Origin of the sequence: Pseudomonas sp. IT-P2 (genome assembly GCF_949767575.1) — a bacterium.
Taxonomy (GTDB): domain Bacteria; phylum Pseudomonadota; class Gammaproteobacteria; order Pseudomonadales; family Pseudomonadaceae; genus Aquipseudomonas; species Aquipseudomonas pharyngis.
This window is the reverse complement of record NZ_CATKQA010000004.1, coordinates 17656-30427: the sequence shown is the minus strand read 5'-3', so window position 1 is coordinate 30427 and position 12772 is coordinate 17656. Positions and strand designations below refer to the sequence as shown.

At 62.6% G+C, this 12772-nt stretch carries 13 protein-coding genes; 7 read left to right on the top strand and 6 right to left on the bottom strand.

The genetic code is table 11. From position 1 onward, the window contains the following. Positions 1-255: 255 nt before the first annotated feature. Entirely contained in the window at positions 256-1152 is an 897-nt protein-coding gene (locus ACM6JM_RS03015) for a PA4780 family RIO1-like protein kinase (RefSeq protein WP_039773245.1), read from the top strand. A 56-nt stretch (positions 1153-1208) separates the two neighbouring features. Beyond that, positions 1209-2426 (top strand): MFS transporter, encoded by a 1218-nt coding sequence (locus ACM6JM_RS03010; protein ID WP_039773243.1) that lies wholly within the window; start codon positions 1209-1211, stop codon positions 2424-2426. Here ACM6JM_RS03010 and cueR read toward each other — a convergent pair. From cueR to ACM6JM_RS02995, 3 genes are all read right to left on the bottom strand, one after another. Further along, positions 2380-2793, bottom strand: coding sequence for a Cu(I)-responsive transcriptional regulator (gene cueR, locus ACM6JM_RS03005; protein ID WP_007958485.1), 414 nt, complete (start codon positions 2791-2793; stop codon positions 2380-2382). The two genes, ACM6JM_RS03010 and cueR, sit on opposite strands and share 47 nt — an antisense overlap. Further along, positions 2790-5183, bottom strand: a complete 2394-nt coding sequence (locus tag ACM6JM_RS03000; RefSeq protein WP_414881313.1) for a heavy metal translocating P-type ATPase — start codon at positions 5181-5183, stop codon at positions 2790-2792. The genes cueR and ACM6JM_RS03000 overlap by 4 nt, the downstream gene beginning before the upstream one ends. 213 nt (positions 5184-5396) lie before the next feature. After that, positions 5397-5780, bottom strand: coding sequence for a hypothetical protein (locus ACM6JM_RS02995; protein ID WP_039773239.1), 384 nt, complete (start codon positions 5778-5780; stop codon positions 5397-5399). A 148-nt stretch (positions 5781-5928) separates the two neighbouring features. On the opposite strand from ACM6JM_RS02995, the gene ACM6JM_RS02990 reads away from it, so the two are divergent. Beyond that, positions 5929-6126: a cation transporter gene (locus tag ACM6JM_RS02990; protein ID WP_074689706.1), complete on the top strand. Its 198-nt coding sequence runs from the start codon at positions 5929-5931 to the stop codon at positions 6124-6126. A gap of 103 nt (positions 6127-6229) precedes the next feature. Then, entirely contained in the window at positions 6230-7432 is a 1203-nt protein-coding gene (locus ACM6JM_RS02985) for a multidrug effflux MFS transporter (protein WP_039773235.1), read from the top strand. Positions 7433-7442: 10 nt separating this feature from the next. Here ACM6JM_RS02985 and ACM6JM_RS02980 read toward each other — a convergent pair whose 3' ends face one another. The 3 genes from ACM6JM_RS02980 to ACM6JM_RS02970 all read right to left on the bottom strand — a co-directional run bounded on the left by ACM6JM_RS02980 (position 7443) and on the right by ACM6JM_RS02970 (position 9121). Next, on the bottom strand, positions 7443-7616 hold the full coding sequence (locus tag ACM6JM_RS02980) for a hypothetical protein (protein WP_166742328.1): 174 nt from the start codon (positions 7614-7616) through the stop codon (positions 7443-7445). Between the two features lie 166 nt (positions 7617-7782). After that, the gene (locus ACM6JM_RS02975) at positions 7783-8796 is read right to left on the bottom strand and encodes a zinc-binding alcohol dehydrogenase family protein (protein ID WP_414881312.1); all 1014 of its coding nucleotides are present in this window, start codon (positions 8794-8796) and stop codon (positions 7783-7785) included. A gap of 31 nt (positions 8797-8827) precedes the next feature. Further along, positions 8828-9121 carry a putative quinol monooxygenase gene (locus ACM6JM_RS02970; RefSeq protein ID WP_011332308.1) on the bottom strand — a complete coding sequence of 98 codons (294 nt, stop codon included), beginning with the start codon at positions 9119-9121 and terminating at the stop codon, positions 8828-8830. A 117-nt stretch (positions 9122-9238) separates the two neighbouring features. Between ACM6JM_RS02970 and ACM6JM_RS02965 the strand changes: the two genes are divergently transcribed. From ACM6JM_RS02965 to ACM6JM_RS02955, 3 genes are all read left to right on the top strand, one after another. After that, positions 9239-10168 (top strand): LysR family transcriptional regulator, encoded by a 930-nt coding sequence (locus ACM6JM_RS02965; RefSeq protein WP_039773231.1) that lies wholly within the window; start codon positions 9239-9241, stop codon positions 10166-10168. A gap of 305 nt (positions 10169-10473) precedes the next feature. Next, complete coding sequence (locus ACM6JM_RS02960) at positions 10474-11208, top strand: ArsR/SmtB family transcription factor (protein WP_039773229.1); 735 nt, start codon at positions 10474-10476, stop codon at positions 11206-11208. A 126-nt stretch (positions 11209-11334) separates the two neighbouring features. Beyond that, positions 11335-12717 (top strand): MFS transporter, encoded by a 1383-nt coding sequence (locus ACM6JM_RS02955; protein ID WP_039773228.1) that lies wholly within the window; start codon positions 11335-11337, stop codon positions 12715-12717. Positions 12718-12772: the final 55 nt, after the last annotated feature.

Sequence of the window (12772 nt, the reverse complement as noted above, 5' to 3'; positions counted from 1 at the left end):
GAAAATTCTTACGAGCTGTATGCGGCGGGATGTCAGATTCTGTCGCAAATGCCCTCAAGTCCTGGCGCCTATAAATTCGCCAGCCTCGGCTATGATTCGAAGCGGTCGATAAAGAGGCGAATTGAGCCGATTTATCCGGCACAGTGTGTGCATCCACAGGTTCACAGGTCGGCAACCCCTCCCCGCGATGCGAGGATTGCCGTATAACGAGTGACATTCGCGTGTTTGGTAATAAAGGACCCACAATAAAAGCTGATGAAGACTCCAAAACGCATTGAACCCCTGATCGAGGACGGTCTGGTCGACGAAGTGCTGCGTCCACTCATGAGTGGCAAAGAAGCAGCTGTTTATGTGGTGCGCTGCGGCAATCAGTTACGTTGCGCAAAGGTCTACAAGGAGGCGAACAAACGCAGTTTCCGCCAGGCGGCCGAGTATCAGGAAGGCCGCAAGGTTCGCAACAGCCGACAGGCCCGGGCGATGGCCAAGGGGTCGAAATTCGGTCGCAAAGAGACCGAAGACGCCTGGCAGAACGCCGAAGTCGCGGCGCTGTTCCGCCTGGCCAACGCCGGGGTGCGCGTGCCCAAGCCGTACGACTTCCTCGAAGGCGTGCTGCTGATGGAACTGGTGGCCGACGAATACGGCGATGCCGCGCCGCGTCTGAACGACGTGGTGCTGGAGCCGGATCAGGCCCGCGAATATCACGCGTTCCTGATTTCGCAGATCGTGCTGATGTTGTGTACCGGTCTGGTGCACGGTGACCTCTCGGAGTTCAACGTGCTGCTGACGCCGACGGGGCCGGTCATCATCGACCTGCCGCAAGCGGTGGACGCCGCCGGCAACAACCACGCGTTCAGCATGCTCGAGCGTGACGTCGGCAACATGGCGTCGTACTTCGGCCGGTTCGCCCCGGAGTTGAAGAAGACCAAATACGCCAAGGAAATGTGGGCGTTGTACGAAGCGGGTACGTTGCACCCGGCCAGCGTGCTGACCGGCGAGTTCGACGATCCCGAGGACCTGGCCGATGTCGGCGGGGTGTTGCGCGAGATCGAAGCGGCGCGTCTGGATGAGGAGCGCAAACAAGCCATCCGCGCGGCGGACGACGAGCCCAAGGGCAAGTCCGACGAACCGCCTCCGCCACCGTGGATGCAGTGAGCATCTGAAAAGGAAAACCCGGCTTCGGCCGGGTTTTACACATTCAAGGATTGATTGTGACCACCACTTCCCGCAATGCCCGGCTGATCATCACGGCGCGGCTGATCTCCGATTTCGGCGCGTTCCTCAACATGGTTGCGCTGGCCACTTATGTCTACCTGCTGAGCAACAGCGCGATGAGCGTGGGGATTTTTCTCGCCAGTCGGGTGGGCGGCGGAATTTTCGCCAGCCTGATCGGCACGGCGTTTTATCGTCGATGCAGTGGCCGTCTGCCGTTGATTGCCTTCGATCTGCTGCGCGCCGCTGTGCTCGGGCTGTTGCTCATCTTGCCGGTCAGTCAGCAGGCGCTGTTGCTGCCGCTGATTGCGTTCGGATTGGGCTTTGGCAATTCGATGTTCGCCATCGGTCTCAACAGTCAGTTGCCGCGATTGATCGAGCCGGCGCAGTTGCTCAAGACCAATGCGTGGATTACGTCCGCCTCGTCCATGGCGATGGTCGGCGGCAGTCTGGTGTCCGGGTTGCTGGTCGCGGGGTTTGGTTTTGAAACGGTGTTTGTGCTGAATGCGCTGACCTATCTGCTGGCGGCGCTGTTGATCGCGCCGTTGCGCTTCAGCGCACCGGAGCCCGTCAACGAATCCAGCGCTGAGCGCAGCGAATGGTCAGCCTTGGTCCAGGGCTTGCGCAGCGCTCCGGTAGTTGCGGCGATGCTGGCGGTGACCATGGCCGACACCCTTGGCAGCGCTGCGCACAACGTCGGTTTTCCGATCATTTCCAAACTGCTGACACCGGACTCGGCGAGCACCACGCTGGGCCTGATGCTCGCAGTGTGGGCCGCCGGCAAACTGCTCGGTGCGCGGATCGCCAGTCGCCTCAACGGCTCGGAAAACATTCATCTGGAGCGCCGCTACTTCGGCGGCGTGCTGCTGATGTCCTGCGGCTTCATCCTGATGTTCCAGCAGCACAGCGTCGTCGGTCTGTTGCTGTTTTCGCTGCCGGCCGGACTGGGCGACGGGTTCTCGGAAGTCGGCCTGATGTCACGGCTGCAACGGGAACCGGAGCCCCTGCGCCTGCCGATTTTCAGTTTCCTGACGCTGTTGCAGATGACCGGGTTCGGCGTCGGCATGCTGATCGCCGCACCGTTTTATGAGTGGTGGGCGCCGGGTGCCGTGGTGCTGCTGTTCCACGGCATTCCCCTCGCCACAGTGCTGTCGATGAAAATCCTGCTGCTCAGGCGCGCGCGGGTTGCGCGCAGCAGCCCGACGCCAGTTCCTTGAGGATCGGGCAGTCCGGGCGATGGTCGCCGTGGCAGTGCTCGACCAGATCCTGCAGGGTGTCGCGCAGTTCGCCGAGTTCGCGGATCTTCTGATTCAGCTCGTCGATGTGCTGGCGGGCCAGGGCCTTCACATCGGCGCTGGCGCGCTGGCGATCCTGCCAGAGCGTCAGCAGTTTGCCGACTTCCTCCAGCGAAAAGCCCAGGTCCCGCGAACGCTTGATGAATGCCAGCGTGTGCAGGTCATCGTCACCGTAGACGCGATAGCCGCTGTCGGTGCGATGAGCAGCCTTGAGCAGACCGATCGACTCGTAATAACGGATCATCTTCGCGCTCAGGCCACTGTGGCGGGCCGCTTGGCCGATGTTCATCGGTTGTCCTCCAGGTCCTCGGGTTTCCAAGTTTTCAACAGTAGCGCATTGCTCACCACGCTGACGCTCGATAAGGCCATTGCCGCGCCGGCCAGCACCGGATTGAGAAAGCCGAACGCCGCCAGCGGAATGCCGATCAGGTTGTAGACGAAGGCCCAGAACAGGTTCTGGCGGATCTTCGCGTAAGTCTTGCGGCTGATCTCCAGCGCGGCCGGCACCAGCCTTGGGTCGCCGCGCATCAGGGTGATGCCGGCGGCGTGCATGGCCACGTCGGTGCCGCCGCCCATGGCGATGCCGATGTCGGCCGCCGCCAGCGCCGGTGCGTCGTTGATGCCGTCACCGACCATGGCCACGACCCCGGTTTTTTTCAGCTCGGCGACAGTGGCGGCTTTTTCCGCCGGCAGCACTTCGGCGTGGACGTTTTCGATGCCCAGCGCTTCGGCAACCACCCGGGCACTGCCGCGGTTGTCGCCGGTCAGCAGGTGGCTTTGGATATGCTGGGCGGCCAGTTGTTGCACCGCGTGCAGCGCGCCGCGCTTGAGGGTGTCGCCGAAGGCGAACAGACCGAGTACGCGGGGCGCCGGATTTTGCTCGATCAGCCAGGACAGCGTTCGACCTTCGGTTTCCCAGGCCTTGGCGGATTCGCTCAAGTTTCCGGCGTTCAGACCGCTTTCTTCCAGCAAGCGCCGGTTGCCCAGCGCCAGGCGCCGGCCGTCGAGGCTGCCGGCGATGCCGCGCCCGGTCAGGGACTGGCTGTCGCTGACATCCGGTACGCTCAGATCGCGTTCGGTACAGGCGTCCAGCACCGCTTTGGCCAGCGGATGTTCGCTGCCGCGTTGCAGTGCGCCGGCCGCTGTCAGCAGGGCGTTTTCATCACCGTCGATCGCGCTGAAATGCGAGATGCGCGGTGTGCCGGAGGTCAGGGTGCCGGTCTTGTCGAATACCACGGCGCTGACTTCATGGGCACGTTCCAGTGCTTCGGCGTCCTTGATCAGAATCCCGTGCCGAGCGGCCACGCCGGTGCCGGCCATGATCGCGGTCGGTGTCGCCAGACCGAGGGCACACGGGCAGGCGATCACCAGCACCGCGACGGCGTTGATCAACGCGGTTTCCAGCGGCGCGCCGTACAGCCACCATCCGATCAGCGTGGCCAGGGCCAGCAGCAACACGGTCGGTACGAACACCTGACTGACCTTATCCACCAGTTTCTGGATCGGTGCTTTCGCAGCCTGGGCGTCCTCCACCAGACGGATGATCCGCGCCAGCACGCTTTCCGCACCGAGCGCCGTGGTGCTCACCAGCAAGCGGCCTTCGCCATTGATCGCACCGCCGGTGACCTTGTCGCCCGGCTGTTTGGGCACCGGCAGGCTTTCGCCGCTGATCAGCGCTTCGTCGGCATGGCTCTGGCCCTCCAGCACCTCGCCGTCCACCGGGAAGCGTTCACCGGGTTTGACCAATACCCGATCGCCAAGGCGAAGGGTGTTGATCGCGACGTCCTGTTCGCGACCATCGATGACTTGAATCGCCCGCTCCGGCCGCAGGGCTTCCAGTGCGCGAATGGCGCTGGCGGTCTGGCGTTTGGCGCGGCTTTCGAGGTATTTGCCGAGCAGCACCAGAGCGATGACTACCGCCGACGCTTCGAAATACAGATGCGGCATGCGCCCGTCGGCGGTGGCCCATTCGTAGAGACTCAGGCCATATCCGGCGCTCGTGCCCAGCGCTACCAGCAAGTCCATGTTGCCGGCGCCGGCGCGCACGGCTTTCCACGCGGCCACATAAAACCGCGCGCCGAAAATGAATTGCACCGGGGTGGCGAGGGCGAACTGCGCCCAGGCTGGGAGCATCCAGTGAATGCCGAACGGTTGCAGCAGCATCGGCAACACCAGCGGCAAGGCGAGGGCGATTGCACAGATCAACGCCCAGCGTTCATGGTTCAGGCGTTGCTGGCGATTGTCGGATTGTGGATGTTCGAGTTCGAAGAGGCTGGCCGAATAACCGGCCTTGCTCACGGCGGCGATCAGGGTTTGCGGGTCGACCGCGCCGAGCAATTCGAGGTGGGCGCGTTCATTGGCGAGGTTGACGCTGACGCTCTTCACCCCCGGTACTTTGTTCAGTGCGCGTTCGACGCGACCGACGCACGAAGCGCAGGTCATGCCGTCGATGTTCAATTCCACGGTTTGCTGCGGCACGCTGTAACCGGCGCGCTCAACCGCTTCCATCAGCGCCGGCAGGCTGTCGCCGGGTGCCTGCACCCGGGCCTGTTCGGTGGCGAGGTTGACGCTGACGGCACTGGCACCGCTGACTTTGCTCAACGCCCGCTCGACACGGCCGGCGCAACTGGCGCAGGTCATGCCGCTGATGGGCAGATCGAACGTTATGGAATCGGACATCGGTCGTACTCCCTGTAGTGGATGTCTACAGGATCAACCTTGCCATGCTGGCAAGGTCAAGCGCCAGTTTCCGCCACCGGCTGCTCGCTTGTTCGCCTGATCGTTCCCACGCTCCGCGTGGGAATGCAGCCGGGGACGCTCTGCGTCCCAAAGCGTGACGCAGAGCGTCACAAGAGGCATTCCCACGCAGAGCGTGGGAACGAGCGGCAGGCCTTAGTAACCGAGGCCGGTCGGCTTGAGGTACATGCCTTCCTGGTTCATCGCGATGCGGAATTTCAGGATGTCGCCGGCGTGCAGTTTGATCTCCTGCGAGCCCGGCGCGAGCATGCCCGGGTTGCAGCCCGGCATTTGTCCCGGCAGCAGTTTCAGGCGCAGCGAGACATTGCCCGGCGGCAGGTTGAACGATGTGCTTTGCTCCTGAAACAGGCGCGCCGACAGCTGATCCTGGATATACACGCCAATTTCGCAGGAGGTCGCCACTTCCAGGCGCTCGCGGGAAATGATCAGCACCCCGTAATCTTCCCCGGCGGCATGCACCGAAGGGATCGCGGCAAAGAGGCTGAGTAAGCCAAACAGGCTGAAAGCTGACCAGCGCATGGCTGAATCTCCTGAATTCATGTCATTGATGCGTGCAGCTTGGCCGAGCGCGGCGCCGATTGCCAGCCCGGCAGTTTTTTGCAGAACTTGACCTTGCCATCGTGGCAAGCCTGAAACTGCCGGCAACCTCACTCAAAGGAGTCATTCCATGCAAGTGTTCACTGTTGAAGGCATGTCCTGCGGTCACTGTGTCAAAGCCGTCACCCTGGCGGTGCAGAGCAAGGATCCGGCCGCCAGCGTGCGGGTCGATCTGGCGGCGAAGGAAGTCGGCGTCGAAAGTGCGCTGAGCGCCGAGCAGGTTATCGAGGCGATCAGCGAAGAGGGCTACGCCATCAAGCTCGCCTGATCTTTTTAATAGTTAGCGAGCTACCGGAATGTTCAAGGCGTCCTCGCGCGGCTAGACTGTCGGGCTGCACTCAACTCAACTGCCCGCCCGACCTGGACGCCTGATGAACTTCCGTACCCTTCTGATTCTCGGTGCCCTGACCGCCTTCGGTCCGTTGGCGATCGACTTCTATCTACCCGCGTTTCCCACTATGGCGCTGGCGTTCGGCACCGACGAGAAACACGTCCAGCTGACGCTGTCGGCCTATTTCTTCGGCCTGTCCATTGGCCAACTGGCTTACGGGCCGTTGGCGGATCGCTTCGGCCGGCGGATTCCGTTGCTGATCGGTCTGACGCTGTTCACGTTGGCGTCAGTGGCCTGCGCCTATGCGCCGAATCTGGATTGGCTGATCGGCGCACGGCTGGTGCAGGCGCTGGGCGGTTGTGCGGGGATGGTGATTGCCCGGGCGGTGGTCAGCGACAAGTGCGATGCGGTGGGTTCGGCGAAAGTCTTTTCGCAGCTGATGCTGGTGATGGGGCTGGCACCGATTCTGGCGCCGATGCTCGGCGGTCTGCTGGTCAATACCACGGGCTGGCAATCGATCTTCCTGGTGCTGACCGGTTTCAGTGCCTTGGCCGGGCTGGCGGTGGCTCTCGGCCTGCCGGAAAGTCTGCCGGCGCATGTTCCGCGCCAGCCGCTGTCCGGCGCTTTGCGTCAGTACGGCCGGCTGCTGGCGGATCCTGTCTACATGGGCCATGCCCTGACCGGCGGCATCGCCATCGCCGGGATGTTTGCCTACATCGCCGGCTCCCCGTTCATATTCATCAAACTGTACGGCGTACCGGCCGAACATTTCGGCTGGCTGTTCGGCACCAATGCGGCCGGGTTCATTCTGGTTGCACAGGTCAATGCGCGACTGCTGGCCAAGCGCGGTCCGGCCTTTCTGCTGTCACGGGCGGTCTGGGTTTACCTGTGCGCCGGGCTGACGCTGCTCGCGGTCAGCGCCTTGCACACCGAGGCGCTTTGGCCATTGCTGATTCCATTGTTCATCTGCGTGGCCAGCCTGGGCTGCATCAGCCCCAATGCGGCGGCGTGTGCGATGAACGGGCAGGGCGGTCGCGCCGGCAGTGCTTCAGCGTTGCTCGGTAGCCTGCAGTTCAGCGTTGCCGCCGGGGCCTCGGCGTTGGTGGGGATCCTGCACGATGGCACCGCCGTGCCGATGGCCATCGTCATCAGCCTGTGTGGATTGCTGGTGGTGTGCGCAGCGATGCTCACCCGGCGCATACAGAATGCCCGGGCGCTGGCAAAGGCGCAGGCTGAAATCTGAAACGAAAGCCTCAGCCGACAGCGCGTTGCTGGCCGGGGTCGGGAATCTGATGGGGCGCGTGCAGACGCGCTTCGAGGGTGCGGGTGAAGGCCAGCGCTTCGGCCTCACTGCGGAAGGTCACGGCGTGCTGGTCAAGACGAACTTGCCATTGGGACTTTGCCACTTCTTTTATCAGGATCTTCATTGCTGACCTCCCGTACGTAAAAGATTGCATCGCAGAGGACTCGATTGTAGTCCTGAATACGATCGCAATTGTGACAAGGGTCAAGCATCTGACTGACGGCAAAAAAACACCGCAGCCCCCGAGCCAGCCACTTGCGGCGCTGACGAAGGCTGCGGTCTTGCGTGTTTTAGAAACCTTCTAAAACAATTTTCCCCTTGGCTTTGCCGCTTTCCAGTAATTCATGGGCGCGGCGCAAGTTGCTCGCGTTGATCGTGCCGAAGTGCTCGCCGACCGTGGTTTTCAAGGTGCCGCTGTCGATCAGCCCGGCCACTCGATTGAGCAGTTTGTGCTGCTCGATCATGTCCGGCGTTTCGAACAGCGAGCGGGTGTACATGAACTCCCAGTGCAGCGACAGGCTCTTGCGCTTGAGTTTGGTCACGTCCAGCGCCTTCGGATCGTCGATCAGCGCCAGTTTGCCTTGTGGCGCCAGAGCCTCGACCAATTGGTCCAGGTGCTGTTCGGTCTGGGTCAGGCTGGCGACGTGGGTCACGTGGGCCACACCGGCGCGTTTCAGTTCTTCGCTCAACGGCTGGCTGTGATCGATCACCACGTCGGCGCCCAAATCGGTCACCCAGTCGCGGGTCTCAGGGCGGGAGGCGGTGCCGATCACCTTGAGTCCGGTCAACTGGCTGGCCAGTTGGGTGAGGATCGAACCGACGCCGCCGGCCGCGCCGACGATCAGCAGGCTCTGGCCTTCGTCAGTGTTGCCTTCGCGAATCTGCAGGCGTTCGAACAACAATTCCCACGCCGTAATGGCGGTCAGCGGCAAGGCGGCAGCTTCGGCGAAGCCGAGGGTTTTCGGCATGTGGCCGACAATCCGCTCATCCACCACGTGCAATTCGCTGTTGCCACCGGCCCGGGCAATGGAGCCGGCGTAGAACACCTTGTCGCCGGCCTTGAACAGGGTCACTTCACTACCGACGGCCTTGACCACACCGGCCACGTCCCAGCCCAGTACCTTGGCGGCGCCGCCTTCCGGTGCGACGTTCTGGCGAACCTTGGTGTCGACCGGGTTGACCGAAATCGCTTTGACTTCCACCAGCAGGTCGCGGGGGCCGGCTACCGGTTCTGGCAGTTCGATGTCTTGCAGGGATTTTTCGTCGCTGATCGGGAGCGAGGCGTAATAGGCGATGGCTTTCATGGAGAACTCCGAAAGTGAATAAAGGAAGGTTTCAGGCGATGACGCGCAGGCGCTTGAGTTCGAAGTGTTCGAGGAACGCCTCGGCCTGGCTGCGGAAATGCTGGATATGCGCGCTGGCATCGTGGGCTTGCAGGGCTTCGTCGCTGGCCCACTGTTCGATCATGTAGAAGGCCAGTGGATTGGCCAGGTCCTGATGCAGTTCGTACTGACCGCAACCCGCTTCGGCGCGGGTCGGTTCGATCAGGGCGCGCAGGTGCTGTTCGAGAGCGTCCTGCTGGCCAGGTCGGGCGATCAGGGTGGCAATGGCGGTGAAAGGCTGGGACATGTTCGACTCCGGGACGGGATGAATTCGATGGAAGGCATGATTGGCTATTTCTGCCCGAGATAAAACCGGCTAAAAGAGCAGTCTCTTTCAATTTTTTTTTGATAATCGAGGCTGAGGATGCTGCGTTTCGATGACTTGCAGTTGTTTGTCCGGGCGGCGGATCTGGGCAGTCTGTCGGCTGCGGCGCGGGTGATGGACATGTCCGCCGCGGTGGCCAGCGCCGCGCTCAAGCGGATCGAGCAGCAACTGGGCGCGCGTTTGTTGGCACGCTCCACCCGCAGTCTGCGGCTGACGGCCGAAGGTGAAGGGTTTCTTGAGTACGCCCGCGCTGCGTTGAGCAACCTGGATGAGGGGCGCCGCCTGCTGGCCAGCGGGCAGGACCAGGTCAGCGGCATTCTGCAACTGTCGGCGCCTTCGGATTTTGGCCGTAACCTGCTGTTGCCGTGGCTCGATGACTTTCAGCGCGAGCATCCGAAGCTGACCGTGCGCCTGTTGTTGGGCGATCGCATCGCCGACCTGTTTCGCCAGCCGGTGGACATCGCCTTGCGCTACGGCGAGCCGGAAGACTCCAGTCTGGTGGCGTTGCCGATTGCCCCGCACAACCGACGTGTGCTGTGCGCATCGCCCGCCTACCTGGCTAGGCACGGCGAGCCGCTGCATCTGGAGCAGCTCGCGCAGCACAACTGTCTGCTGTACATGCTCGGTGGCCGGGTGCATGACCACTGGAGTTTCCACGATGGCAAGCGTGAGGTCAGCCTGACCGTCAGTGGCGACCGCTTCAGTGACGACGCCGATGTGGTGCGCCTGTGGGCGGTGGCGGGAGCCGGGATCGCCTACAAGTCGTGGCTGGATGTGGCCGGTGATGTGCTGGCGGGGCGGCTGAAAGTGTTGTTGCCGGAGCTGCTCTGCGAACGCGCTCCGCTGAATCTGCTGTGCGCCCATCGCGCACAATTGAGTAAGCCGGTGAACCTTCTGAGGGAAATGCTCGCCAGCCGTTGCGCCGAATTGAGTAGCCGATTTCCCGTTTTTCAGGAGTCTGACCATTAGTCGCAGGTAAATAGCGAAATTTCTCTCAGGAACAATCACCAACCACGTCCACTCAGGCGCAGGACGCAGCGAGCAACCCGCTTATACTAGCGACCGCCTGAAGCCCGCACCGACAGGCCGGCAAGAGAACGATCAGACCGGAACCGGCGAGGCAGGAACGAGGGTCGCGACAGTACTGCGGTTTCCTTGCTGCGGCGCGCTGCCTTGCCTCGGCTCAAGGCGTTTTGCGCGCCTTGGCTGACGACTGATTACTGGTCAAGATGTCTATGAGCAGTAGACGATACGATTCAACAGGGAGTGAATACATGGAACATGCACCTTGCATCAGCCAGATCGCCACGTTGCTGGCCGATCCCAAACGCAGCGCGATGATGTGGGCGTTGATGGACGGCTCGGCGCGGCAGACCGAGGAGCTGGCGTTGCTGGCCGGGCTTTCGCCTTCGTCAGCCAGCGCGCATCTGGGGCGCTTGTCCGCTGGGGGGCTGTTGAAGGTCGAGGCGCGCGGACGCAAACGCTTCTTTCGTCTGGCGGCTCCCGAAATCGGCGCGGCCATCGAAGCGCTGGCCAGTGCCACCCTGGCCAGCGCCCCGCGAGAAATCCCCGACGTGTTCAAGCGTGCCTCGCCGGTCGTCAGGCCCCAGGCCGCTCCTTCGTCACTGCTGCGTGCGCGGTTTTGCGACGACCATCTCGGGGGCACGCTGGCCGCCGATCTGTACCAGCGGATGCTCGACGCCGGCTGGATCGAGCAGCTTGAAAACCGGGTGGTCGTGACGCACAAAGGCTCGACACAACTGGCCGGGCGCGGGGTCTACATCCAGGCGCTGGCCCATCGCAATGCCCAGGTGGCTTGTGCCTGTCCGGACTGGAGCGAGCGTCGTCCGCACATGGGAGGCTCGCTGGGAGCGGCGTTGTTGCAGCTGTTCATGCAGTCGGGCTGGCTGGTGCTGCCCAAGGACTCCCGTGCTTTGCAACTGACGGCGGCGGGCCAGCGGGAAATTCATCGATTTGCCTGTGAAACTGAGCTGGAAATGGCGTTATAGAGCGCTTTCTTCCACGGATGTACTCCTGAACGTCGTCAACGGCTGCGAACAAGTCGCATCTGGCACAGGCGCGCAACCGCTATCGCGCACACTCGATCCGGGGACTTTTCGGATTGAGGAGGTGGCATGGACACGGGAAACTACAGCGCGGCAGATCGACTGGAGCGCCTGCCAGTCAGCGGTTATCACCGGATCATCTTTATCATCATCGCCCTGGCGTTTTTCTTCGACTCCATGGATCTGGCGATGATGACCTTCCTGCTCGGCTCGATCAAAGCCGAGTTCGGCCTGAGCAGCGCCGAGGCTGGTCTGCTGGCCAGTTCGAGCTTTTTCGGCATGGTGCTGGGGGCGTCGCTGTCCGGGATGCTGGCTGATCGATTCGGCCGAAAACCGGTGTTCCAGTGGAGCATCGTCCTGTGGGGGCTGGCCAGTTACCTGTGCTCCACGGCGCAGACGGTCGAAAGCCTGACGCTGTTTCGCATCCTGCTGGGAATCGGCATGGGCATGGAGTTTCCGATTGCTCAGTCGATGTTGTCGGAGTTGATCCCTGCCCAGCGTCGGGGTCGCTATATCGCCTTGATGGACGGTTTCTGGCCGCTGGGTTTTGTCGCGGCGGGCGTGCTGTCGTATTTCCTGCTGCCGTTGATTGGCTGGCGCGACATCTTTCTGGTACTGGCGGTGCCGGCGGTGTTCGTGCTGGCGATCCGCTTTTTCATTCCCGAGTCGCCGCGCTGGCTGGAACAGGCCGGCAAACATGACGCAGCGGACAAGGTTTTGTGCGGCATCGAGGCGCGGGTACAGGCATCGCTGGGCGGTGCTGCATTGCCGGCGCCGGTTCGTCTGCCACGTAGTGTGACCCCGCCGGGCCATTTCCTTTCGGCGCTCAAACAGATCTGGTCTCCGCAGTATCGCCAGCGCACGACGATGATCTGGAGCCTTTGGTTCTTCGCGCTGCTCGGCTTCTACGGCCTGACCTCCTGGCTCAGCGCGCTGCTGCAACAGTCGGGGTTTGCGGTCACCCAGTCGGTGTATTACACGGTGCTGATTTCCCTCGGCGGGATTCCCGGTTTCCTGATGGCGGCCTGGCTGGTGGAGCGCTGGGGACGCAAGCCGGTGTGCATCGTCACGCTACTCGGCGGCGGGGTGATGGCGTTTCTGTACGGGCAGAGCGCAGTGTTCGGCGGCAACGTGGCGCTGCTGATCGGCACGGGGCTGTTGATGCAGTTTTTCCTGTTCGGCATGTGGGCGGTGCTCTACACCTACACGCCGGAACTGTATCCGACCTCGGCGCGGGCGACGGGGTCGGGGTTCGCCTCGGCTATCGGGCGCGTGGGTTCGCTGCTCGGGCCGTTGGTCACCGGGCTGGTGTTCCCGATCACCGGGCAGGGCGGGGTATTTGCGCTGGGAGCGCTGTGCTTTGCGATTGCGGCGGGGGTGGTGTGGCTGTTCGGGATGGAGACGCGGGGTAAAACCTTGGAGGAATTGACCGAAGCAGAAGTGATTGGCTGAACCCTGACCCAAACTGTTGGAGCGAGCTTGCTCGCGAAAGTGGTGTATCAATCAA

Bases quoted from the DNA above. Each gene is read 5' to 3' on its own strand.
- ACM6JM_RS03015 (WP_039773245.1), top strand. From the start codon at position 256: ATGAAGACTCCAAAACGCATTGAACCCCTGATCGAGGACGGTCTGGTC.
- cueR (WP_007958485.1), bottom strand. From the start codon at position 2,793: ATGAACATCGGCCAAGCGGCCCGCCACAGTGGCCTGAGCGCGAAGATG.
- ACM6JM_RS03000 (WP_414881313.1), bottom strand. From the start codon at position 5,183: ATGTCCGATTCCATAACGTTCGATCTGCCCATCAGCGGCATGACCTGC.
- ACM6JM_RS02995 (WP_039773239.1), bottom strand. From the start codon at position 5,780: ATGCGCTGGTCAGCTTTCAGCCTGTTTGGCTTACTCAGCCTCTTTGCC.
- ACM6JM_RS02990 (WP_074689706.1), top strand. From the start codon at position 5,929: ATGCAAGTGTTCACTGTTGAAGGCATGTCCTGCGGTCACTGTGTCAAA.
- ACM6JM_RS02985 (WP_039773235.1), top strand. From the start codon at position 6,230: ATGAACTTCCGTACCCTTCTGATTCTCGGTGCCCTGACCGCCTTCGGT.
- ACM6JM_RS02980 (WP_166742328.1), bottom strand. From the start codon at position 7,616: ATGAAGATCCTGATAAAAGAAGTGGCAAAGTCCCAATGGCAAGTTCGT.
- ACM6JM_RS02975 (WP_414881312.1), bottom strand. From the start codon at position 8,796: ATGAAAGCCATCGCCTATTACGCCTCGCTCCCGATCAGCGACGAAAAA.
- ACM6JM_RS02970 (WP_011332308.1), bottom strand. From the start codon at position 9,121: ATGTCCCAGCCTTTCACCGCCATTGCCACCCTGATCGCCCGACCTGGC.
- ACM6JM_RS02965 (WP_039773231.1), top strand. From the start codon at position 9,239: ATGCTGCGTTTCGATGACTTGCAGTTGTTTGTCCGGGCGGCGGATCTG.
- ACM6JM_RS02960 (WP_039773229.1), top strand. From the start codon at position 10,474: ATGGAACATGCACCTTGCATCAGCCAGATCGCCACGTTGCTGGCCGAT.
- ACM6JM_RS02955 (WP_039773228.1), top strand. From the start codon at position 11,335: ATGGACACGGGAAACTACAGCGCGGCAGATCGACTGGAGCGCCTGCCA.